At 44.1% G+C, this 24,409-nt stretch carries 18 protein-coding genes; 4 read left to right on the top strand and 14 right to left on the bottom strand.

Features of this window, described 5'->3' with window-relative positions:
- Positions 1-268 precede the first annotated feature (268 nt).
- The 3 genes from ald to O3Q51_09625 all read left to right on the top strand — a co-directional run bounded on the left by ald (position 269) and on the right by O3Q51_09625 (position 4,089).
- Complete coding sequence (gene ald, locus O3Q51_09635; GenBank protein ID MCZ4409070.1) at positions 269-1,399, top strand: alanine dehydrogenase; 1,131 nt, start codon at positions 269-271, stop codon at positions 1,397-1,399.
- A gap of 317 nt (positions 1,400-1,716) precedes the next feature.
- Positions 1,717-3,282, top strand: a complete 1,566-nt coding sequence (locus tag O3Q51_09630; protein MCZ4409069.1) for a T9SS type A sorting domain-containing protein — start codon at positions 1,717-1,719, stop codon at positions 3,280-3,282.
- Between the two features lie 252 nt (positions 3,283-3,534).
- A complete protein-coding gene (locus tag O3Q51_09625) occupies positions 3,535-4,089 on the top strand; it encodes a hypothetical protein (protein ID MCZ4409068.1) in 555 nt (184 codons plus the stop codon).
- A gap of 153 nt (positions 4,090-4,242) precedes the next feature.
- Here O3Q51_09625 and O3Q51_09620 read toward each other — a convergent pair whose 3' ends face one another.
- From O3Q51_09620 to O3Q51_09565, 12 genes are all read right to left on the bottom strand, one after another.
- Complete coding sequence (locus O3Q51_09620) at positions 4,243-5,130, bottom strand: dienelactone hydrolase family protein (protein ID MCZ4409067.1); 888 nt, start codon at positions 5,128-5,130, stop codon at positions 4,243-4,245.
- A gap of 267 nt (positions 5,131-5,397) precedes the next feature.
- Positions 5,398-6,516, bottom strand: coding sequence for a DUF1214 domain-containing protein (locus O3Q51_09615; protein MCZ4409066.1), 1,119 nt, complete (start codon positions 6,514-6,516; stop codon positions 5,398-5,400).
- A 153-nt stretch (positions 6,517-6,669) separates the two neighbouring features.
- Positions 6,670-7,206 carry a GNAT family N-acetyltransferase gene (locus O3Q51_09610; protein MCZ4409065.1) on the bottom strand — a complete coding sequence of 179 codons (537 nt, stop codon included), beginning with the start codon at positions 7,204-7,206 and terminating at the stop codon, positions 6,670-6,672.
- 30 nt (positions 7,207-7,236) lie between these two features.
- Positions 7,237-9,399: a CotH kinase family protein gene (locus tag O3Q51_09605; GenBank protein MCZ4409064.1), complete on the bottom strand. Its 2,163-nt coding sequence runs from the start codon at positions 9,397-9,399 to the stop codon at positions 7,237-7,239.
- 116 nt (positions 9,400-9,515) lie between these two features.
- Positions 9,516-10,169: a DinB family protein gene (locus O3Q51_09600; protein MCZ4409063.1), complete on the bottom strand. Its 654-nt coding sequence runs from the start codon at positions 10,167-10,169 to the stop codon at positions 9,516-9,518.
- 157 nt (positions 10,170-10,326) lie between these two features.
- Positions 10,327-10,479, bottom strand: coding sequence for a hypothetical protein (locus O3Q51_09595; GenBank protein ID MCZ4409062.1), 153 nt, complete (start codon positions 10,477-10,479; stop codon positions 10,327-10,329).
- Between the two features lie 33 nt (positions 10,480-10,512).
- On the bottom strand, positions 10,513-11,439 hold the full coding sequence (locus O3Q51_09590; protein ID MCZ4409061.1) for a PIG-L family deacetylase: 927 nt from the start codon (positions 11,437-11,439) through the stop codon (positions 10,513-10,515).
- A gap of 104 nt (positions 11,440-11,543) precedes the next feature.
- Positions 11,544-12,383 (bottom strand): penicillin-binding transpeptidase domain-containing protein, encoded by an 840-nt coding sequence (locus O3Q51_09585; GenBank protein ID MCZ4409060.1) that lies wholly within the window; start codon positions 12,381-12,383, stop codon positions 11,544-11,546.
- A gap of 120 nt (positions 12,384-12,503) precedes the next feature.
- A complete protein-coding gene (locus O3Q51_09580) occupies positions 12,504-13,361 on the bottom strand; it encodes a pepsin/retropepsin-like aspartic protease family protein (GenBank protein MCZ4409059.1) in 858 nt (285 codons plus the stop codon).
- 5 nt (positions 13,362-13,366) lie between these two features.
- A complete protein-coding gene (locus tag O3Q51_09575; GenBank protein MCZ4409058.1) occupies positions 13,367-14,599 on the bottom strand; it encodes a hypothetical protein in 1,233 nt (410 codons plus the stop codon).
- A gap of 381 nt (positions 14,600-14,980) precedes the next feature.
- Positions 14,981-17,251, bottom strand: coding sequence for a T9SS type A sorting domain-containing protein (locus tag O3Q51_09570; protein MCZ4409057.1), 2,271 nt, complete (start codon positions 17,249-17,251; stop codon positions 14,981-14,983).
- A 166-nt stretch (positions 17,252-17,417) separates the two neighbouring features.
- Positions 17,418-21,578 (bottom strand): ATP-binding protein, encoded by a 4,161-nt coding sequence (locus tag O3Q51_09565; GenBank protein ID MCZ4409056.1) that lies wholly within the window; start codon positions 21,576-21,578, stop codon positions 17,418-17,420.
- A gap of 346 nt (positions 21,579-21,924) precedes the next feature.
- Between O3Q51_09565 and dinB the strand changes: the two genes are divergently transcribed.
- Positions 21,925-23,016, top strand: a complete 1,092-nt coding sequence (gene dinB / locus O3Q51_09560; GenBank protein MCZ4409055.1) for a DNA polymerase IV — start codon at positions 21,925-21,927, stop codon at positions 23,014-23,016.
- 41 nt (positions 23,017-23,057) lie between these two features.
- Here dinB and O3Q51_09555 read toward each other — a convergent pair whose 3' ends face one another.
- Positions 23,058-23,657, bottom strand: coding sequence for a hypothetical protein (locus O3Q51_09555; protein MCZ4409054.1), 600 nt, complete (start codon positions 23,655-23,657; stop codon positions 23,058-23,060).
- 159 nt (positions 23,658-23,816) lie between these two features.
- Complete coding sequence (locus O3Q51_09550) at positions 23,817-24,269, bottom strand: hypothetical protein (GenBank protein MCZ4409053.1); 453 nt, start codon at positions 24,267-24,269, stop codon at positions 23,817-23,819.
- Positions 24,270-24,409: the final 140 nt, after the last annotated feature.

The following is a 24,409-nucleotide window of genomic DNA, read 5'->3' as shown; positions in this document are numbered from 1 at the left end:
GATTAAGCGCTGCCTAAAATGGATTGATAGGTTAACCTACAGATAGATCAATGAAATCATGTCTACAGACACTGATTTGAACAAATGTCAATGTTCCGGAAGGTTTCTCGAAGATCTATTGATGCGAACATGGTGAAAAGATAAAAAAAAGAAATACCCCTAAAAAATTGGGGTGGTTCATATAAAAAATTGCTTTATTTGTATATGACCCCTATGAAAATGGGGGTGTTAGGTTAAATAAAAGAGAAAATAACTAGATTAGGTCAGAATGATAATAGGGGTCCCAAGAGAAATAAAGAATAACGAAAGTCGAGTGGCTTTGACACCTTCGGGTGCGCACGAATTTATCAGAAGGGGCCATGAAGTGGTTATTGAAACCATGGCAGGTGACGGAAGCGGTTTCCCTGATGAAGATTATCGAGCCATCGGTGCTACTGTTTTGGCTACAGCCGAAGAAGTTTGGGCTACAGCCGAAATGATCATGAAGGTGAAGGAGCCTGTTCAAGAAGAGTATTCCAGATGCCGCGAAGGACAATTGGTCTTTACCTATTTTCATTTTGCCTCGAGCGAACCTCTGACTCATGCCATGATCCAAAGTGGAGCCGTATGCTTGGCCTACGAAACGGTGGAGCAAGTAGATCGTTCGCTGCCACTTTTGGTGCCGATGTCTGAAGTGGCGGGAAGAATGGCTGTTCAAGAAGGGGCGCGATACCTCCAAAAACCCGACAAGGGGAGAGGTGTACTGCTTGGTGGAGTGCCGGGCGTAGCACCTGGTAAAGTGTTGATCTTGGGAGGTGGAATAGTAGGAGTTCAGGCGGCTAAGATGGCTGCAGGGCTTGGTGCGCATGTCACTATACTGGATGTAAATCTTCAGCGACTGCGCTACATCAATGACATTATGCCCCATCATGTAGTCACGGAATTCAGCAGTGAGTACAACATCCGTAAACTCATTCAAACCCACGATTTGATCATCGGTGCCATTCTTATCCCCGGAGCAAAAGCCCCCAAGTTGATCACCCGAGATATGCTAAAGCTGATGCGGCCCGGAACGGTAATCGTAGATGTAGCAGTAGACCAAGGAGGATGTGTGGAGACCTGTAAGCCGACCTCACACGAAAACCCCGCTTTCATTGTAGATGATGTGGTGCACTACTGCGTAGCCAATATGCCGGGCGCAGTTCCGTGTACATCTACCATTGCACTTACCAACTCTACCTTGCCCTATGCGCTTCAACTGGCCGACAAGGGCTGGAAGAAGGCTTGCGCCCATAGCGAAGAGTTGAAGAAAGGACTGAATGTGGTACATGGGAAAGTTGTTTACGCAGGTGTTTCAAATGCATTTGACCTTCCGTTTACTCCTGTAGAAGAGATTTTGTCTGAAGGGGTTTTGGTTTAAGATAAAGGCCAAATTAATCCCGAAACAAGCGCAGGAGACAGCCCACCTTCCCGAGGCCTCGTTTATTCCAATTAAGCAGATCTGATTTGAACTTTTATAGAGTCGGGTCGGTGATTCAGTAATGTCAATATATTCCTCCTGTCAGTACCTTTTGACGTGCAGTTGAAAGCTCGTAAAACGGAGTGATCTGTTCATCCGAAGATAAGTAGAATTTTTCTTGATTTAGTCAGTCTCGACGTGACGAAAGTCACTGATTTTAGGTCTTGTGATTCGTACCTTTTTAGTGAAGATTTAACAACCACTCTAAACCTATAAACATGAGAAAACTTGCATTTATAATTTTCGTTTTTCTATTCGTTTCGACGCATAAAGTAGAAGCGCAAGGAATAGATTCCGTAAACGTTACCAGTACGTTTGTCACGCTGGGAGATACTTGGTATACCGACTATTTTACATGGTACTCTGTGTATACCAACCGAAGTTTCTTTAAAGATGAAAACGGAGGCTTACACGTGGCGTTTTTGTCAAATTATCAGCTTTATTACTGCTATTCTGATGATGGTTTGAATTGGACTACCGAACAGATATCGAGCCTCTACGATGGCGATTTTAAAGAAGCTGTAATCTATGCAGATGCTAATGGGGATCCATACATCGCCGTAACGGTGAATCCCTACTTTGATTTTGGAAATCCGACCGGGGTTAGTTATGGAGATGAATTTCGGTACAGTGTCTACTATTACTACAAAGATCAAGGTAATTGGGTAGAAGAAGAGGTATTCAACAGTACCTTAACTACAGGATTCCAAGGTAATTATGGTTACCGAGTGAATGAACTGTATCAAGATATGGAGGGTCAAATGGTATTGATCGCTTCGCGTTACGGTTGGTACACCTATGGAGGGGAGTTTTTGGAGTATACCCGAGATGTCGCTGGAGGATGGTCTGAAGCTTCCATAATTCACACTTTCAGTGATACGCCTGTAGATCATGCTACCGAAGTGAGCAGAGTCTTATTAAAAGACTCCGGCGAACGCGACTTGATTTATACGCGTCCGTATAATTCAAGTGGAATGACCGAATTGGCTTACATGAGTTACTCGGAAGGTGTTTGGTCTGCTCCTGCAGTATTAACTATGGATATGATCAATCATGCATCGTGGGATATCTCCATCAGCTCTGATGAGGAGATGTATCTGATCCATTACAGCAATGAACCGACTCCTCATATAAACATGTACACCGATTTCGAAGAATCATTCGAAGTAGGTGCTGATTTAAGTGTGGTAGACACCATTCAATCTGCAAAGATTCACATCACCGATGATGGTATTCTCGATCTATTGGTTTATCCGGTGAATACGGATACGGTCGTGCTCTACGCTAGCGAGGACTATGGCTCTACATGGGGCGAACCGATATACATGGATAGAAGCGAGGCTCCGGGCGTTTTACCCGTCACGGATCAATTTTCTGATCAAGGAGTGGACCTTGAGTTTATTCGAGTTTCGCGTGTGTCCGGTGTTGAACCGTATGGGCCGGATTCGCTTTTCTACGTTCATGTGGAACAGATCAATACCGGTACATTGAGTGTCACCGACACGGAAGGCTTTACGGATGATCTATCTTTTTATCCCAACCCTTTTACTAGTATGGTGACGGTTAGCTACACACTTCGTTCACCCGGAGAATTGGATATAAGAGTATTCACTTTGCAAGGAAAAATGATAATGAATAAAAATATTCAGGGTGCTGCAGGAAAGAGTCAAATCCAGATGAATCTTGACTACCTGGATTCAGGAACGTACATCATTGAAGTACTTGGAAAAGGTCAGCCAAATGGCAACGTTTATAGGGCCAGCGGAAAGCTGATAAAGTTGTAGTCGAAATATCAGTAAGTTAGCTTCTTTACTATTAGTGAATAGAAGCGGGGATTTAGATTTCTAACTCCCCGCTTTTTGCATAAGCTCTTTTTTATATCCGTTTTTATCGGAAAGTATTTTTCAAAAAGAATGATTTTAACTTGCCGAATAAGAAAGGCTCAACCAGTGAGAGAAGAAATCAGGGCAAAGGATCATTTTTTAAATGCTTGAAGAGATGGCGTACTTTCATGACTATTTATTAACTATTAGAAGATGGGAGTTGGCATTATTGTCTTATGCTTGATTGGTTTGATTCTGCTCATTCTGGCACCTTTTGCATACTATCTGCTTAATAAAGCGGGATACAAAAAGTCGGGAATCGTAGTGGCCGCAATATTATACATGGTGGTTCTATTACCCTCATTTTCATTGCTTTTTGAGTCTCAACTATATATGAAATTAGATGCCAAAGAGGATCTGGCCACTTTGGGATTTGAGTTGGCAGATGATTTTGAGATTCTGGAAAATGACATCGTAGGGGTAGCAGATTACCACCAAACAACGCGCTTTCTCTTATCTTCTGAGGACATAGAAAGGATTATCAATGACATCCAAGCTTCGGATAACTTCAAGAAGGTTGATGAGTTAAGGATTTTATCAGATCTTATGGGTAGACGATTCAGCGAAAAGATAATATGGAACTATGCGTTTGATGGAACTTTTGTTCGGGAGTCTTATAAGAAAGAAGAGGGGTATGCTCCAGTAGAAGTAGTGCTGACCGTGAGACTGAATTCTGATACATTGGAATTAAGAAAGATCATGGACTGATAGGCTGGAAATGAAATGGCTACATATGCTAGTAAAGCTCGGAGTGATTATTCGCATAGCCTCAGCGGTTCAATAACTCAACATCATTTTAAGAAAGTTTTTACCCCTTTCTCATTCCATTCCGCTTTGCGCTATGTCCCGGAATAGATTGTCCTAAACCAGCTTGTCTTTGAAAAAAGCGAGGGTGCGGTTCCACGATAGCAAGGCAGCTTCTTCGTCGTATCGGGGGGTAGTGTTGTTGTGAAATCCGTGGTTGACTTCGGGATACATAAACGCTTCGTAATCTTTGTCGTTCGCCTTTAGCGCTTTTTCATAATCGGGCCAACCTTCATTGACTCTTGTGTCCAATCCTGCAAAGTGAAGCATCAGCGGCGCATTGATCTGGGCCGCTTCTTCGTCAGAGGGTTGACCTCCGTAATAAGGCACAGCAGCCGATAGGGTAGGAACTTTAACCGCCATCATGTTAGATGCCCAGCCTCCAAAACAAAAACCAACTACACCTACTTTACCGTTGCAATCATTATGAGCCTTAAGGTACTCATAGGCTGCAATAAAGTCTTCGAGCATATCATTGCGGTCGCGCTGTTTTTGCAAAGCTCTTCCGTCATCGTCATTGCCCGGATAGCCACCAAGCGGTGTAAGCGCATCGGGCGCTAAAGTGATAAACCCTGCCAGTGCAGCTCTTCGTCCTACATCTTCAATATAGGGATTGAGACCTCGGTTTTCATGAACAACGATAATACCCGGCAACTTCTTCTTTTCCTTTTTTGGTTTCGAAAGCAGACCACGAATATCTCCACCTCCTTTTAGAGAGGAGTAGGTAATAGAGGTAGAATCTAGTCTTGGGTCATCCTGCTTGATCAAAACTGAATTAATGTAATCAGGTACGATGAAGCTGAGTAGCGATGAAACGGTTATACCACCTACTGCATACAGTCCCAGTTTTTCGACGAATACTTTTCTATCGATTTTGTTGTGAGCGTAATCATCGTATAAGTCGAAAACCTCCTGATTAATGTCTTCTTTCTTTAGTTTTTTCATGTTCTGAAATTAGGCAATTCTATCCACCTTGCTCAAGTCATTTCTAAGACTTATCTAGACACATCCTACTCTCGCCAATCGATCGTCAAAATAAGAAGCCGCCTTGGGTAAAAGCGGTTGTGGAGAATTGTTGAAAAGTCCATGAGGGGAATGGCTGCATTTCCTCGCTATGAGTCGCTTGGCGTCAATAAAAAGACGCACCCTCAAAGGGAGCGTCTTTCTTTTAATCGATTTGACTTTTCCGCTGTCAACTGATGAAGTCAGCTCTCACTTTGCGACAGAGACTGTTTTCATCAACGGTACCAAACGGTAATCATCCTCAAGGACTCTTTTGGACGGTTGGTAGTGACGCACGGCAATGTTAAATACGCCTGACGGGTTGTCAATCTCCATATTGTTAGGGGCATCCATTCCGCAGCCAAAACTTACCGTGTACGTTCCATCTTCATTGGCCGTGGCTGTGTTGGAACTGTAATTGGCCAGGTCGTTAAACATAAAACCCTTCTTGTTGTAAACGGTAATAGACCAGAAAGCCAGGTTCATGGGATCTTCAAAAGTCATTTGGTAGCAACTGTCCGTGGAGTAATTGCCTGATAATTCATAAATATTATCTACCATTTGGGCTCCACCCCAGCCGAGCGCTGCACCTAATTCGTATTTCTCTTCGGTGAACAATTGATTCGAATCATCGCGCGGGTCGGTGAACATTCCCTTTAAGGCATCGACACCATCACGTCGTATGACAGAAGGCATTTTAGCTTTTAAGGCGTCTTCAACTTCCGTGAATGACTCCTCGTTCACCGGCATTGCGGTAAAAGTGTTGGCTGATTTTGCATCGATGCTCATTTTATCGTGAATTTCTTTCGCCTCAGCTTCGGTGAAAGTGGCATCAAGACGAACAACAACGTAAAGGTGCGTGCCAAAATGAGTCGTTAAATCATACGTGCCGGGACCATATTGCATGGCTTGAATTCGGTGATCTTGGGTAACCGGCTGAATCGACATGTATTTCCCCTCGGGGATTTCGGGCATCGTAATTGTCGCGCCTTCAGAAACATCAACAACTGCCATTGAATAGTAGGTATCTCTATTCATACGCACTACCGGTTGTTGATCTGTAGGCGTGAGCTGTGGCTTGTGGTTAAACTTGTTCACTCCCACCAAGTCTTGGCTTTTCAAAATTTGGCGTGATGTTTCAAAAGTGGGATACATTTCGGGGGTCACAATAATTCCGTCGGCAGCAAAGAAGTCGGCTTCTGTAGAAACGGCTTTGGTAACGGCCTGTTCTGCTGTTCCTGATTCCTCTGTTTTTGTTTCTTCAGGATTGGGTGAGTTACAGCTGGCTATTGCAATAAGCAATGCTACTGCGAAAATTGGCTTTTTCATGGTTTAAGATTGATTTGTTGGATAGGTAATTCTCAGTTTATTATTTGTACAGGAGAGGGCTATATCCGTGAAAGTGGTGCAATATACATTAGTCAATCCAAAGGCTGGATTTAGGTTCGGATTTGAGCTTTTTATTTATGAATGGCTGAAGGACTATAGTGAAGGTGACCTCTTAAGGTGACTCCAGCTCTCCTGATTCAACCGATAGTAAAACGCACAGTCGATCCCATGGGCCTCGGCAACTTTCCAAAAATGCATACCAATTTTCTCAAGAACTCGGATGGAAGCGGTATTCTCCTTGTTGGCTCTTCCGATGATTTCTTCAAGATTGAAGCGCTCAAAGCCTACCTTCAAGCAAGCCCGGGCTGCTTCGGTGGCATAGCCCTTTCCCCAATATTCTTCAAAAAATCGAAAGCCCAAATCGACTTGGTTTTCCTCGTTGATCTTCAAGCCGCACCAGCCTAAGAATCTGCCGCTGTCCTTTTCGAGCACTGCCCAGCGACCAAAACCATTTTGCTCGTAGTCGGAGTAGTTTTCAAGAAAACTTTCTGCCTCCCTAAGAGAGGCGAAAGGAGAATCGCCAGTGTATTTCAAGACTTCGAGACTCTCATTGAGACGGTAAAAGTCCGCGGCATCTTCGACGGTCAGTTCGCGTAAGGTTAAACGCTTGGTTTCTGCGATGATTTTCAAGGGAATTAAGTCAAGTGTTGGCTCTAAGCACTATTGTTTCACAAGTTTACCCTGTTGAACGGGTTGATTTTCTATTCGATATTCAAAAAAATAGATGCCACTGTTGAGTTGAGAGAATCCGTCGGATAGACCTTCTGAAGGACTGAACCTTAAGACTACTTCTCCCGTGACCGTATAGATCAAGACTTCACCTCTCGTATTCGCTTCATCACTGAAAGAGAATGTCACCTTGTCGGTAAAAGGATTGGGGTAAACCTTCAAAGGTGTATTGGATTGTTCCACATTCAAGCTGAGAATTTCGCTGCAGTTTGCGCTCGTACTACCAAACATGTTTTGATCCATCCAAAGGAGTCTTTGGAGGAGCCAATCGCGCATATACTCTACCTCTTCATCATAGGTCTCACCGATAAAGACATTGGGCCAAACATAGTTTCCGAGCACATCGTATCGCTCGAAATTTCGATCGGCGGCAGGGCCAATGTGATTGACCAGCGAATCAATTCGATTCATCAAAAATGCAGTTTCCAATTTATCTTCTCTCAATTGCTGCCAGCGGCAATACATTTGATCCTGCACCTCGTCAATAGTCATTAACCTCTCTACCCAAAACGGCCACGCCGTGCAGGGGTAAATCCAACCTTCGGGATTGGGGTCGCAGGCAAAATCGAAATTGCTATACCCTAGATTGAAATCCCAAATAGGCCCCATGTGAAGCTTCCCTCCATTGCTGTCTTTTTGCTTATACATGTAAAAGCTAAGCTTGAACGCATCAATCTGCTTTGTCAATTCATTGATCAGAAAGTAGTCTATGAACGATTCAATATCGAGGTAGTTTTGATAAGTCGATTCGTAACCGGATAGGTACAAGGCCAATTCGAAATCGTAAATCCATTCTTGGATGTATGCTTTCTGCTCGGGCATTAATTGATCGAAGTCAGGATCGTGAAAAGTATAAAAGGCATACAATGGAAAGGAGGAGTAAAAGCCGTCCTCTTCTATTTCGAAATTGTCCCTGTCGATCTCCAAAATATATCCGCCTGTCAGCTCATCACCTTCGATGTCTTCGGGTAGGAGGGTAGCGATATCCACCCTCGAATCGTCCTGCTTGATCTTCTCCATAAGCAGGTAAACTCCGCGGTAATCATCGTTGATGATCAGTTCGCAAAAGCGGGTTCTGGAGGCATACTCCATGATGTCATTCCCCATTTCGAAAGTGAGCGCATTTCTGATCAAGCTCTTGTCAGAATAGGGTCCGTGAAGAATCCAGTCGTTTTCTGAGGGCATTCCCAATAGGGAAACATTGCTGTTCTCACCGTCTTCTGTTTGAGTTTCAAAGGCGTAATTCTTCTTCTCAAAAAATTGAGAAGATTCGCCTCTTATTTCAATTGCGACTTGCCCGTCGTAGTCAGTTGGATGATTATCGATGTAATTCAATTCGCCAGGTCCGTTATCGATTATTTTCATTTGGGCCACGATTCTGGGATCGTTTAGAATTTCCTGTCCATTAGTCAAGATTTGAATCAGCGGTAGCTCTGTCGCTAAGAAGGGTTCAAAAAACCATTCGGGAGTGGGGCCATAATTAAAAGAGGAATCGGTTATTCCCAGGGAAAAGAAGAAATTGCCTGAAAGATCAGAAGAGGTGATCAGGAAATTATTGACTTGAATGGCCAAGGTATTTTGCCCTTCCTGAACGAGTTGATCAAATGTAAATGGATAAAGTGGAAACGCTTCGGGCAGGCCTCCCGTGTATAAAACTGCCTCTTGATCTGTTGGAGGTGATTCGTTGTATTCCAAAATTGCGGTTGGGTCGCCGATGTTTCCCCTCCCTATTTCGGTTCCGTTGAGATAAGCTACGAAGGCATCGTCGTAATCGGCATGAAAGATAGCCATGGTGATCAAGGAAGTATCGATCAGATCGAAGTCTATTCTTAAAAAGAGTGAATGGACGGGGTCAATTTCGGTATTGTCATCGCCATCGCCATAACCAATTCCTCCTTGTCCCGATAGCCAAGAACTGTCGTCAAAGTCGGGCATCATCCAATCCTGTGGCGGCGCCGAAGTACCCAAGCGAAATGACCAAACATCATCAGAATATACGGCGGTCTCCCAATGGTCAATTTCAGTTTGACCATAGGAACCAAAGCAAGCAAAGAGTAAGCTGAATAAGATGCAGAGCCTGTTTGTCTCGGTCATGCGCAAAAATACGAAGATGAGATGAAAGTATTTTTCTGTTAATGAGATGTATGTTGATCAGAAGGAGTCTGCTCGACGATCATTCTTATAACAGCCCGGAACTACTCTGACTGCAGCTAGTCCTTCTTCGCCGAAGGCAGTCGACTTTTGATAAACTTAAACTGACCGTTGTGGTTGGATTCGTGCTCGCACACGTGGAACCATTTGCAGTAATTATTAGTGGGGCCCCAGAACCAATCTTCGTCAACCGACATGAGCCAATCGTCGTCCCGTTTTTTGAATTCTTTCAAAGTAGCGCTGCGCACATCTTCGAGTTTTTCTAAATAGAAATCGAGATCGTTTCCTTTTATTTTCTCGCGGGCTTCATCACCCAGTCCGGAGGCTGTACCCCATTCCTCGTTTTCTGATTCAGGCCACTCGCCCCACTTGTAGCCTTCAAAGGTGTGGAGCTGGTAAAAGCGTTCTGTAGCCGCCAAGTGCCAAAGCATAGCGCCGATGGAGTTGGCATTTTCATCTACGAGGTAATCAAGATCTTCAACGCTCATATCTTTTACGGGATTGAGAATGATCATTCTCATCCAATCCATCATCGATACAAGTGTACCGATTTGCGATGAGTATCCCTTTTTGGGACCAATGATGTTGATACCCTCTTCTTTTTGCATCAGATGGGGAGCCGCTACTGTGGTAATGGGCATGGCAATTAGGCTTCCTGCGCCTAAGGTTAAAAGTGAAGATTTTTTAATAAAGCCTTTACGGTCGATTTCCATTTTCTTGTTTTTGGTCGCTAGTAGCTCGTTACTTGAAGCTGGCAGTGTGTAATTGTTTTGGACCTTTGGGTTTGGGATGGTAAAATCACTTACCCAAAGGAATTGCCCTGAAAGATACAGTTCTATATTTAATTAAATGAAATGGAATAAGTGCCACTTATTGACGCTCGGGCTCATGAAAAATCACCTTGCTTTCAATTTCCACCATGGAGAGGTATTTGATCTCGTCGTTCCAGTCAAGCGGAGTCCAACATTCGGGATACTTCAAGGTGAATTTCGATCGGATAAATACTTCTTCAATATGGTCCATTTGTTGCCTTTATTTATTTCGCATGTGAGGATTCTAGTTCGTGTGCACTTGCGCTTTCCTGACGGGCGAGAGGGAAAAGGATTCACTTCCAACCACTCTAAAAAACTCTCGATTAAAAATGGCAAAGTACGTCTTGGCGTCAAACTCTTCGTAGTACGGGATGAACTTCCGTAGATTTCTTTTCGCACTTTCAGGATAGTCTCGCAGGTAGTTCATTTTCGTTTCGGCATAAGGGAATATGTCGACTTGCACGTCGGGTTCTGGCATTCCGTCGATTCCATACATTTCATTGGCTATAGTGCTCGCATGTGGATATCCCCATTCTTCCATTTTGGCCTTGAGCCAGGTATCTACGATTACTTCTTCCATGTGATCGGTGTAGACGGATTGATAAATTCTTTGCGCATTTATTTTATTCTCGCTTAATAAATCAACTACCAACTGACTGATGAAGACATGGTCGGGGTGGCCGTATCCACCTTTTTCATTGTCCAATGTAAAGAGCACCGAGGGATTGAAAGCATTGATCTTTTCGACCAAAGCCGCGGCAACTTTTTCTCGAAGAAATAAACGATCAAATGCTTCGTGTGGTATCGGCACATATGGGCTAGTCGAGGTGTCCAGCCCCAAGCGATAGAGGCCATCGTCTAAGATCAATTCATTGCCATCACAGATGATGTGGGCTGAATTCGTACTTGTTTCGGGGTTGATGTGGCTCACCAAACTCAATTGTTTGATGGTCCATCCTTTTTGTGTTAAGCCGGCTATCGTTCCCGACATAGCACAGTCATCGTCATCGTGTGCTACTATAATTAATGCTTTTTTATTGGAAACGGTATCCAAGTAAGTGTCGAAGGGGTAGGATTCGATTGCGGCAAATGCTTTAAGTTCCTTTACGGTAGGTTTATGACTGCACGCAGCCATAGTCAAGACCAGTAGTCCGAGCAAGATTGATTTCATTCATTTCAATTTTTTAATGAGCAGGTAATTAGTAAACAGCAAGATGCAGTTGCTTATTGTGCTCTATCACTGAATATAGTGATGTGATGAGACGAAACTCAGGCTCATTCAATAAGCCTCATTTCTTTGAAAGCTTTATACGAGAGGTCCTTTCTGATCATCTGAAATCTATCCATTTCAAAATTTGCCTTAGGTTCTACATTTGTGGCAAAGAAATAGGTGTTTTCGGGTACTTCGAGATATCCGACAAACCATCCATTGTCTTTTCCGTTTCGAATAGACCACCCGGTCTTCCCACTGATTGTATAAGCTTCCGTCTCCTCAATAATCATGAGTCTTTTCATGGTCGTTTCCGTTTGTTCGGAGATGGGCATTTCGGAGTGGTAAAACCGCTCTAGGAAATGGATCTGTTCAAAAGGAGTGATCTTGGAATCACCCACTAGCCAAAAGAGATCGATCGATGCTGAGTCGACCACCATGGAGCCATAGTTGAGTTTACTTAAAAAACCGTTCATTCTTTCCACTCCGATTTCTCTAGCGATTTCCTGATAGCACGGAACGCAAGAAAAGTGGAAGGCATCTCTAAAAACCAGATCCTGTTCCCAAACTTTCATTCTCCTGTCTTCTCCGTCCCATTTGATAAGGGTACTGTCGTCTTCGATTACACCGGTTTCCAGCGCAATCATTGAATTGGTGATTTTGAATGTGGAGGCGGGCAATTGACCTTTTCGCGACCATCCAAAGTCATTGGAATGGTATTGATCTTTCTCCAAATCGTAGATCAGAATGGCTCCTTCTACATCCGCTGAATCAATCAGTGCTTGAAAGGCGGGGACAAGGATTTCTTGTGGCGGGATTGCGGTAGTTTCGCTTATCTCACTTGATCTGTTCCAGTCGCAAGAGTTAAAAAGAAGTATGAAGATGAGAGGACAAATGTTTTTCATATCGAGTTTCATGATTTGTCGCAAGCTTCGCGTGCTATATGCCAAGATATGGAACCTATCATATAGGAGACTCAAGGCGAGGTGTTAAAGTTTCAAATGATAGGAGGTTCGAGCCAAACCTTACCGAATGCGGTACCGATGGTTTTCATTGTCAATGCAAATCTCGTAGGCTGCGAAGAATGGCATCCCGAGCCTGATCTGACTGGATTGGTTGATGTTGACGCGCACGTCCGTAAACGTGAGGTCGCCAATAGACATGGCAGGAACGGAACCGATGAGTTCCGTCACATTCTGTGTGCCACCCACAGTATACCTTTCTCTGGTGTTTTTCTCAAAATTGTATTTACTCAAGAGTAATTTGGCGAGCTCGGTGTCTTCCGGTACGTTGAAAACGGAAGTCGATCCCAAATCGAGAATGGCTTGATAAGACACGCCATCTATTTCCACGAAGGTGTAAGGGGTGGTCGATGATTCGAGCAGAGGAATGTCCGTAAAGCCATCCGTGCAGATGTTCTCATTCGATAGCTCGATTGTTTTCTCAGGGTAGTTGATCAGCCAATTGGCTTTGTCAATCACCGTTCTTCCAAGGATGCCGCCATAATTAGGGATTCTTTTGCTCAACTCCACCTCATTTTCATTGGTGGCGAAAGTGTTGATGAAATCTACTTCTCCAATTTTTAAGGAGGCTACCGTTTCGCTGCCATTTTCCACGGTTCGATTTGAGCCACCTCTAACCGTAATGATCTCGCCAAAGATTGAATCCCGTTGGATAGTGGTGACTTGCGCGCCTGTATCGAAAATAAAATTCTTGGTATTTCCTTCTATTTCGCAAGGGATCAGGACCAATGACTTGGCTGTGGTAAAGGATACTTTAGCATTAAACTCCTTTGGTTCGACGCTTCCTTTTGTTAGTTGCTTATTGGCCGTACAGCCAAAACAAACGAAGAGGAGGAAACAAATAGGCCAAGGGATTCTCATGTTCTCTATTCTTCCATTGGCTCTGCCCAATCAGAGTTTCTCACGAATACCGTGTATTGAACATAAGGCTTACCCTCGTCGGTCATTTCCATTTTATCTGCCACAGGAAGTATCTGAATGGTCGTGTTCATTCGCGATGAGTTTTCGTAAGGACTTCCTTCTCCATCTAGCTTGATCAACGATTTGCTGTTTTCGGGAGTCATGCGCTTAAAATCCTTTACGCCGTAGATGTACATGAAGAGCATGTTGTCCGCCGAAATGGGCATCTTACTATTCACGGGCCCGGTGCGCATAAACTCAGGCAGGCCATTGCTGGGCATTACCATATAGCTTTCGTTCATCATAAAATTGATGGAGAGAATGTTTCCTTCCAGTCCCAAATCGGATTCTCTGATTTTTGACGCCAGTGGATGATTGCCATTGACGCGGTATTGAAATACATGAAACAGACCAAAATATCCATATACTTTTTCTTCGCCAAGATTATGCTGTTGGTACAATGCGTGAAAATTTTGAAAGAGGATTTCTTCCCTTCCGATCTTTCCGTAGTCCAAGTTTGCTTGAATATGAGCCAGCATGGCCAAGGTGTCAGCGCTATTGGCGAAAGCCGTTTCAAGCCAATTGATCTTCCCCGAAAGTGTGGTGTCACTGATGGTCGAGACTTCAGAAAGAAGGCTATCGGGTACCAGGTCATTGACAAATTCGGCAAAGAGTGTTTCATCCTGAATTTGATCAATGCCGATAAATTGGAAACGCTCTTCTGACGGAAGGGAGTCGTAATAAACCTGAAGCTTGCGGTACTTATCGTAGTAGTCCATGTTTCTGCGTCCTTGCACCACGGTCCAGTTTTCGAGAATTCGGTAGAGTTCTTCTTCGCTACCTGATTTCATGTATCGATTCATAAGCTCGGCCTGAACAAAGTCGAGCTCGGCCACATATGTGCGCACTCCGTGATCTCGGTGTAGGTATTTAAAGAAGTTGAGATCGAACTGTTGCGGCGTTTTAAAGCCGTGAATTTCTCCCGCAAGGATGAGTTTACTGTTCTCGATATCAGCACTCATAAGGTCAAATGTGAAAGCCTCTTCTGTGCCAATGGTCTCGCTATTTGCCGAAAGGTACTCCACGTATTTTCCACCAGTAGCGTATTCTATTAGGTGAAAGCCTCCGTAGGCCAAGGCGATGAGCAAGATCAATCCAAGAATAATTTTAGCTGTCCACTTAAAAAATCGTTTTATCATGGCTTTTGGTTGGAATATCCGTGTGTTAAATGATTTTCTTAAAGAGGTAAATATATCAATCGAGATTGGTTTGCCTTCTCGGCCATGCCTTCTTCTCTTACCGCGAGGAAATATCAGGACCTCCAATTTGTGAAGCCACGCTTTAGAGTCCACAAATAGGTGTCAGCTGGGTATATCTCTGAATCCGCGAATGACTGAAGTTTTTCATAGATTTCGTTTTGATGAGCATGTCATTATTAAAACCTTAGACTTTCCAATCTATTGTTTTTGAGATTGCAAGAGGAGTTGTAGACAGTGTATCAACCTTTTCCCACAATCAAAAAACCCCCATCCCGAAAGACAATCGGAATAGGGTTTCTCGCGAACTGATTCATACAAAGCTTAGTCAACGACCACTTTCTGCGTCATACGCACTTCGCTATTGAAAACGGTGAGAATATAGATTCCTTTCGAAGCATTATCTAAGTTGATGTTGAGATTTTCGGTATTTGGCAGTACTTGAGTTTCATAGATCATTCTACCCGTAATGTCTCTCACTTCTAAAGTGCTAACTTCTTTAAGATCTTCCGCTTTTACTGAGAACTGCCCCTTGTTTGGATTTGGAAATACTGAGAGCAGATTGTTCTTGTCTTCCAACTCATTGAGTCCGGTAGTATTGTTAGTGAAATAAGCATCAAATGTGACGATAGAAGTGGTAGGGGTAAAGCTCGGTTGACATGGCGTAAACATCACAATTTGAATGTCTTCATAGTCCAATACTTCACTGCCATTGGTTTGTGTTATTGTCACATCTGCATCTTCCAGGCAGGTATTTGCTGGAATTATATTGGTCGTAATCCCATCGCTTACATTAATCGGAGTACCGGCAAGTGATACTTGTAATCCATTCAAATTACTCTCCAATGGTACCTTGATGAAGTACTCTCGAGCAAAATCACTGTCATTGCAAATATCTACCTCGAATGTATACGAATCTCCATTGGGAATATCTGAGATGGTCAAGTCATCTGAATTGTTGGATTCGAAGGTGATTTCCGGATTGTGCATTTGGTAACCGCCTTCGTAAGGACAGCTAGTGGCAGTGTTTTCTTCATTGAGTTTGAAAATGGGCGTGCCAAAAGTGGGATCTTTATAGATGTCTACCGAGAATACATCGGAATCTAGATTTTCTGATGAAATCACATCGTCATCTGCAAAGGTATAGCTGATGGTTGTTTCGTGCTGGTTTGAAGAGGAGTTCGTACTGCCTTTACTCGTTTTGGAGCGAATGCGGGCACCTGCACTTCCGCCATTGTTTCCGGCGTATATTCCTACCTCAATTGCCACATTTTGGTCGATGTACATATTATATTCCACTTCCCGCATTTCAGATGTCAGGGTACTCACTGTTTCTGTTTCGGCAGATTGTGCTGTCCAAGATTTGGGTACGGGTGTTTGGTTGGCAAAGGCTTCCGCTTTTATTTCTGCGTTGAGTTGGATGTATTGTTCCCAAACTTCCAAATTGTCTTCTGACTGAATGTAAGGATCCGTATCCGGCGTAAGGGTAGCCAAGTTTGCTTCTAAATCTGGAATGATGGTATTGAGAATATAACTCTCCGGGTAGATGAAAAAATCGCTTGAACTGACGGGTAGAAAAGCGAGTTGTCTATCCTGGTATAAATTGCAGCTTTCGAGATACACTGATTCAAATACCCCGTAGGCGTATGTGATGGCCGAACCGATGTACAGATCGCCACTGTTTGCTTCGAAAATTGGGTCTTCGATACTTGTAGAATAATTATTTTCAACACTAATACACATTTTTGATTCGTCCACGGTCGTGTGAACCAAGCCCATTTCAAGCCCCCCGGATACTTCCAAATAAGTGTCCACAGTTGATGAATAAAGGAGTCCCACTTCGCCACTCACACCGAGTTTAACAGATGCCCAGACTTCGGTAGATTCATCAGTCGCCACCGACACGGCGTGTCCGTGACAGGTCTCATCGCCTTGAATGATTTCTGTAAAACTACCATCACCGGGCGGGTCGCGCAAAATGAGCTGTGGGGTAGATGGAGCAGTAGTCGTCCATAGCGGATTGTTTATCATTCGGTCACCCGGAATAAAAAACTGAGTAGCCATCGTAAAGGCATCGTCAAAAATATTGTTGCGATCCCAGAATACGATGTCTAGCCCACGGCTGTATGGTTCTTCAAAGATAGGGTCGCCGGTATCGATTGTGAAGGTACAGGACATGGAAGGTGACACGAAATTATCGTCTACCTCTAGCGCAATTGTTTGGGAAATTCCGTTGTAATCGACACTTATTTCGTTGTGAAAAGGAAAGAGAGCTGGTTCAAATATTTCGCCAGTTTCAAATTCAAATTCAATGGTGATTTCGACCGCCGTATTGGGAGCTACAGTATTCCATTTGTACTCTTGGTTTAGTATGTTTTGATACCAAGAAAAAGGGATTGATTGACCCATGACCATTTCGGGTGTGCATCCCAATGCTACATTATTAGACGAGAATGTAACGGAGACGGATTCTGGTGCAACTTCATTCCAGTCTGCAATGTTCGGAGCGAAAAAAGTTGTGGTGAAATCTTGGGCATGTACAAATTGAGCTTGTAAAATGGCCGCTAAAAAAAGAAACTTGTAGAAGTGTTTCATGGTGTTTGTGTTATCAGTTCACATTTTGTTCAATCCAAATATGAGACACAATGCAAGCATCGCTTTGCAACATTGTATTTGCATTATGCACTATTGTAAATCATCCTGTTAAACAGTGGTTTACGGAGCTGTTTTTTGCTCCTTATCGCATGCTTAGCTGCGGTGCCTAAGACAGCTTTTCCCTGTATTCGGAAGGCGATTGGCCAAATTGTTCGCTGAAACTTCTGCTGAAATAAGCATGGGATGCAAATCCTACCATGTATCCGATTTCTGAAACGGTTAACTCAGCATTTTTCATCAATTCTTTGGCCTTTTTCAGGCGCAAGGATCGAATGTAATTGGAAGTAGAAAGTCCTGTAAGGGCTTTGAGTTTGTTGTGGAGTTGCATGCGGCTCACGCCTAGTTCGGCACAAAAATCTTTGATACCAAATTCACTGTTGTCCAAATGCGCTTCGAGGATTTTTTGTAAACTCAGAATGAACGCATCTTCCAGCTCAACCTCCGGATGGTTACTCGGATTGGTTGGTGCTCCATTTTGGTAGCGCGCCTGCAAGCGTTGCTTGGCTTCCAGATTGTTTTTAATTCTGAGTTTGAGCTCTTCCTCGTGAAAAGGCTTGCTCAAATAATCGTCGGCACCTCTGCGCAGCCCTTCCAGGCGCGATTTCATATCTGCTTTGGCAGTGAGCAATATGACCGGGATATGCGAAGTAATGGGGTCGTTTTTCAATTCATTCAATACTTGCACACCATCTTTCACAGGCATCATCACGTCCGAGAGCACCATATCGGGCACCAGCGCTTTGGCCTGATCAATCCCAATTTGCCCATTCTCCGCTATGCTCAAACGATAAGTCGGTTGCAAGATGAGCCTTAGCACTTTTGCCACGTCGGCATTGTCCTCAATGATCAATAGGAGGGGAAAATCATCAGGAGGTAATTCCGTTGCAGTCATTTCCTCGCTCGCGGGCAGCATCATTATGCTCTCGGTCGATTCCAAATCTTGGATCTTCGTGAGTGCAGCATTGTGCTTTATGGGAAGCCAAACGGTAAAAGTAGTTCCTCGGCCCACAGTACTTTGTACTTCGATGGTTCCCGAAAGGAGTTCTATCAGCTCTTTGGTGAAGTTCAGACCGATACCCGTTCCCTCACCTTCACGAATGGTTGAGGAATCTACTTGGTAAAAACGGTCGAATATCAACGGCAGATTATCGGCAGGTATACCACGCCCCGTATCGGAAACGGTTAGTTTGAGCTTTCCATTTTCAACCAAGGTATTGATCTTGACTTCACCATTTTCCGGAGTGAACTTAATCGCATTGCTCAGCAAGTTTGCCAGAATCCTAAAGGTTTTGTTTTGGTCAAGATCCATCACCAATTCTTCGGGAGTGCAGTGCAATTGCACACTCACACCTTTACTATCGGCAAGTGGTTTTATACCATCTACTATCCGATGAATGAAGGCAATCATATTGGCTTGCACATAATCTATCTGCAGCTCACCCGCTTCGAGTTTTACCAGGTCTAGAATTTGATTGATGAGGTTGAGCAGAATGTTTGTGTTCTTCTGAATGAGCCCCACATTTGTGTTTACCCCTTCATCCGGATGCTTTTCCAGCCTATTGGCAATGCCCAATATCACAGAAAGGGGCGTTCGGAACTCGTGAGAGATATTGGTGAAAAACCGCGATTTAAGTTCATCCAATTCTTGAAGTTTCCTGGCTTGACTTTCGATCAATACCTTGTCCTCTTTTAGCTTAGATGTGGCCAAGTCTACCTCAGTAATCAATTCCTTTTTGATTTTTTTCTGACGACGTACCCACGCAAATCCAAAAACCAAGAAAGGCAATGCACAGAGCAAATAGAACCACCATTGCTGGTAGAAAAAGGGCAATACATTGATTGGGATCACAGCAGTATTGACTGATTCGTTACCGAGATGATCGATACCTTTTACCTGAATGGAGTAGGAGCCTGTCGGCAAGCTATTTAGGTACAACCTTTGACTGGAACCTGCGAATTGCCATGCGCCTTCTCCAATTTTGTATTTGAATTTATGCGTGTTTGGCTCTCCATATACATTCAAAGCAAGTTCCAATGTGAGGTCGCGTTTATTGGCCGGAAGTTCAATGATTTCATCGCTGCTTGTATAAGCTATCCTTTCTTCGCCCGTATCGGCATCTTTCCAGGATGCAGCAGATAGAAAAATCTCCGGCAATGTATGGTGCTCCATCGCCTTAGCCACAGTATGTGGTGATATCACCGAAAACCCGGTGATGGAACCGATCAGGATGCGCCCATCTGAGAACTTCCCTGACGAAAATCGGTTGGATTCATTGTTTGCCAAGCCATCATCTTCGGTGAGGGTAGTCACTACTTCGAAAGTATTTGCATCGATAATGGACACACCATTAAACGTCCCCGCCCACATAATACCATCGATACCCGCCTCAATGGAGGCTACCGTATTGCTCAGCAATCCATTCGAAATGTCAATGGGTTGAAAAGATTCATCTTCCGGATTGAAAACCTGAATGCCATGGGCATAAGTGCCCAGCCAGAGCCGACCTTCAGAATCTTCCGTAATAGAAAGGATTTTCAATAGTTGATCTTTAGAAGAAATTCCAAAAATTTCGTGTTTGTTGAAATCCTTGGAAATGCGAATTAAGCCATTGTTCATAGCAATATAGAAGTCGCCATCGGAATGGATGTGCAAGGCATGTAAATAACCGGATTGTTCGATCAGCTCAGGATGGCTGAACAGCAGTTTGTAAGCATCTGTAACGGGATTCCATTCAAAGAGCTCACCTTCGTAAAAAACGGCCAAAGTCGTGTCATCAATCAGGTCGAATCGTTCAAAATTTGCAAAACGGTTCGGGAATGTAGAAACGCGATTTGCCGTGACATCGATAAGTGCAACCTCAATTCCTGAAGGCACCCAGATTTTTCCATCGGTTCTTTGCACCAATTGACCGCCGTCGTTTCCTTGGAAATAGTCGGAAAATGGCTTGAGTTCCGCATTTGGATTCAAAACATTGAAGGTGCTGATAGGTTTGCCTATGGCGCGCGCATTGATCAAAACCACGGAGTCGTTTAAGGGCAATAAGCTCCGCATAGGAAATTCGTTTAAAAATGCCTGCGCCGGAGTATTGTCCTTGCTCTGCGTGACCATTAATCCTGCATCCGTACATACCAGAATATGGCCCGAAGATGATTTCTGGTAATAGAACACTTCGCGCACAGCCGAGGGCAGTAAAACTTTGGTCACCGATCCATCGCTATTCAATAGCACGTTCTCATATTCAATGGGATCGTTCTTCAGATACCTGATTGCTTTGTTCGGTTGGGCGCTGGCACTTTTAGTAATTCCCGCACGATCGTTTTGCGTCATTCCAAAAAGTGCGGGGAAGGGGGTGTAAGTATCTTTTTCAACATCGTATTGGAATACCCCGGCTTCTGTATTCGGCAGGGCCAAAATAAAACGGCCATCTGTTTGTGGTATGAAGATGGGAGGCTGGTCGAGATTGCTGAGATATTCTTCATAGGCATTGCCCAAATGCTCTGCGCCAATGGTAGTCAATGAATCTTTGAGTGCGTCGTACCGGAAAAAGGGCAAACCGCCGGTAAGGACCCAATAATTGTCTTGATAGTGATAAATGTACGAGGCGTCAACAAATCGACCGATGAAGGGATTGTGTCTATTCTCAGGGCGCAGTCTAGGGTTGAAATCATAGCGCTTACGCAGGACCAATTCAGTGACTTCATCGGCCATGTTCATCCTACGAATGTCAAATCCCGTAGTATCAGCAAAGAGAAGGATGAGCGATTCACCGTCTAGCTGACAAGAAACCAATGGGAGACTTTCCGAGCCCAATACTTTGCTTTCTCGAATCCGAAGCGTTCTATCGATTGTATTCAGGAAGAAGAGACCATTTTTTTTTCGGACTTCATCAGAATAGGTGCCATATATTATGCCCTCAGGGGTCATGTCCAAAGCTTGAACAATTAGCCCGTTTGGGAATTCATCGCCTTCAAAATCAGGGATTCTGGGTGTGTGCCCATCAAATGTTGTGAAATGGTGGTTGTATTCCCATCCTACGAATGGACAAGATTTTAACCAGAGAAGACCAGTCGGGTCTTGGAATGATTTCTCGAAACAGTTGGTTGAAAACCCCGATGACAAGTCATAAGTAGAGACTTCACGCAGGGTGAGATCGATTGCTTGAGATTGGGCGAAACCGGATAGACCAAAGACCAAACAAGCAAGCGTAGCAAAGGCCTTTGCCTTACTCCATAGTACTGACGGCTTGTATCTTCCCTTTAAGTTCAATTAATGCCTCCATGTTTTGCACCGTGTAACTTGACGATGTATTCAGTAAGTTTTCTCTAAAGGAGAATGCTCAAGCGAATATAGTTCGATGAGGTAAAAGGTGAAAGAGATCGATGAGAAAACGGGTTTGTGGTACCGCCAGATTGCGCAATCCAACTCCGCTAGCGGAGGACACGTTTTCAGAGCTATCCTTTTTTTATTTGGTCAGCACAGAGTGTAGAGTAAGAACAGTTAAAATTGATTGGCGTGATTTTATGCTCCTTCGGAGGAGCTGGCAGGCCACGACGCAGTAGAGGCATGACGGAGGAGGGCTTTGATTGTATTTCAACCCCTAAGTCTGCTACTTTTGCAGTTAGCAATTAGAAAAACCAGTACACTGCGCAAAATCCTGCACATCGATATGGATGCCTTCTTTGCATCCGTTGAGCAACGCGATAATCCCGAATTGCGAGGGAAGCCCGTAGCTGTTGGCGGCTCCCGCGAACGCGGTGTAGTAGCTGCGGCAAGTTACGAAGCGCGAAAGTTTGGCGTTAGGTCTGCGATGCCTTCCTCCATCGCCGCCCGAAAGTGTCCCGAGTTGATATTTACCAGATCGCGATTCGAAGTCTACAAAGAAGTGTCGCAACAGATTCGCGAAATTTTTCACGACTACACCGACTTGGTGGAACCACTTTCGCTCGATGAGGCCTTTCTGGATGTAACCGAAAACAAGCGCGGGATGAACCGCGCTACCGAAATAGCCCGCGAGATACGTCAACGCATTTTGGATGAAACCCAACTTACCGCCAGTGCCGGTATCTCGGTCAATAAATTTCTGGCTAAAGTAGCCTCGGACATCAACAAGCCCAACGGGCAAAAATTGATTCATCCCACACAGATCGATGAGTTTACCGCCAATTTGGAGATCAAGCGCTTCTTCGGTATCGGGAAGGTCACAGCCGAAAAACTGAATGGGATGGGTATTCACACCGGTGCAGACTTGCGGAAGTACACTCGCCCTGAATTGGTTCAGCTCTTTGGTAAGAGTGGTAGCTACTATTTTCACATTTGCCGGGGACTAGATGAGCGACCCGTGCGGCCCGATCGCATCCGCAAATCGGTGGGAGCGGAGCGCACTTACAGCGAAGATATTTCAGATTTGACGGAGCAAATAGCGGCGTTACAACCCATATCCGAAGAGGTAAGCCAACGCATGAAACAAGGTAAGTACAGAGGCAAAACGATCACCCTCAAATTGCGCTACAGCGATTTTACCACACATACGCGGAGCCGTTCCATCGATCATTTTACTGATCGCGAGGAGGAGATATACAGCATCGCCTTGGAGCTACTAGAAGCCCATCCACGTGAGCAGTCCTTTCGACTCTTTGGCATCTCGGTGAGCAATCTCGATACGGAGCCTCCAAGTAAAGGAGGGCAGTTGACGTTGGATTTTTAATTTGGTTCTAAGCCAAAAATCTATTGATCCATCGGCTCTGCTCAATCTGAGTTCCTAATGAATACAGTGTACTGAACATAAGGCTCCCCCTCGTCGGTCATTTCCATTTTATCTGCCACAGGAAGTATTTGAATCGTGCTATTCATCCGACTCGAACATTCGTAGGGGCTAGCTTCAACGTCGAGCTTGATAAGCGACTTGTGGTTTTCGGGAGTCGTGCGCTTAAAGTCCTTCACACCATAGATGTGCATGAAGAGCATGTTGTCCGCAGAAATAGGCATCTTGCTATTGACCGACCCCGTGCGCATAAACTCAGGCAAACCTCGGCTAGGCATAACCATATAGCTTTCATTCATCATAAAGTTGACGGAGAGAATTTTCTCTAAAAGTCCTAAATCAGATTCTCTAATTTTCGAAGCCAATGGATGTTTGCCATTGACGCGGTATTGGAATACATGAAACAGCTCGAAATATCCGTATACTTTTTCGGCTCTAAGATTATGTTGCTCGTACAGCGCATGAAAATTTCGAAAGAGGATTTCTTCCCTGCCGATCTTTTCATATTCCAAGTTTGCTTGAAGGTGATCAAGCATGGTTAAGGTATCAGCGCTATTGGCAAAAGCTGTTTTGAGCAGGTTCAATTTCCCCGAAAGGGTCGCATCACTGATGGTCGAAAACTCAGGAAGAAGGCTATCGGGGACTAAGTTATTTACAAAATCAGCAAAAAGCGCTTCATCCTGAATTTGATCGATACCGATAAATTGGAAGCGCTCGTCAGGAGGGAGCGACTGGTAGTACTCCTAAAGCTTCCGGTACTTATCGTAATAGTCTATGTTTCTCTGCCCCTGAACCACAGCCCAGTTTTCGAGAAATCGGTAGAGTTCATCTTCGCTTCCCGACTCCATATATCCGTTCATAAGTTCAGCCTGAACAAAGACGAGCTCGGCTATATAAGTGCTTACGCCATGATCGCTATGTAAGTATTTAAAGAAGTTGAGATCGAACTGTTGTGGAGTTTTAAATCCGTGAATCTCTCCGACAAGGATGAGTTTACTATTCTCGATATCGGTACCCATTAGTTCGAAGGTGAAACTTGATTCGGTAGTCACGCTCTCACTATTTGCCATAAGATAGTCGAGGTACTTCCCGCCCGTGGCGTATTCTGCCAGATGAAAACCTCCATATGCTACTACAATCAGCAGAATTAATCCCAATATAAGTCTGAATGTCCATTTGAAGAATCGCTTGATCACAGTCTATTCAAATTGAGGTTTGGCATTGGTTTTGAATTGATGGTGATGATTGTGAGGTTCGAATGGAATTGAACACTTTGGGTAATGAGGTAGATTCAAGATCGAATTCTCCCTATTCAAATAGGAATCGAGATGTTCGA

The organism is Cryomorphaceae bacterium 1068, from assembly GCA_027214385.1.
Taxonomy (GTDB): Bacteria; Bacteroidota; Bacteroidia; order Flavobacteriales_D; family Cryomorphaceae; genus JAKVAV01.
This window is presented reverse-complemented; position numbering and strand designations above follow the sequence as displayed.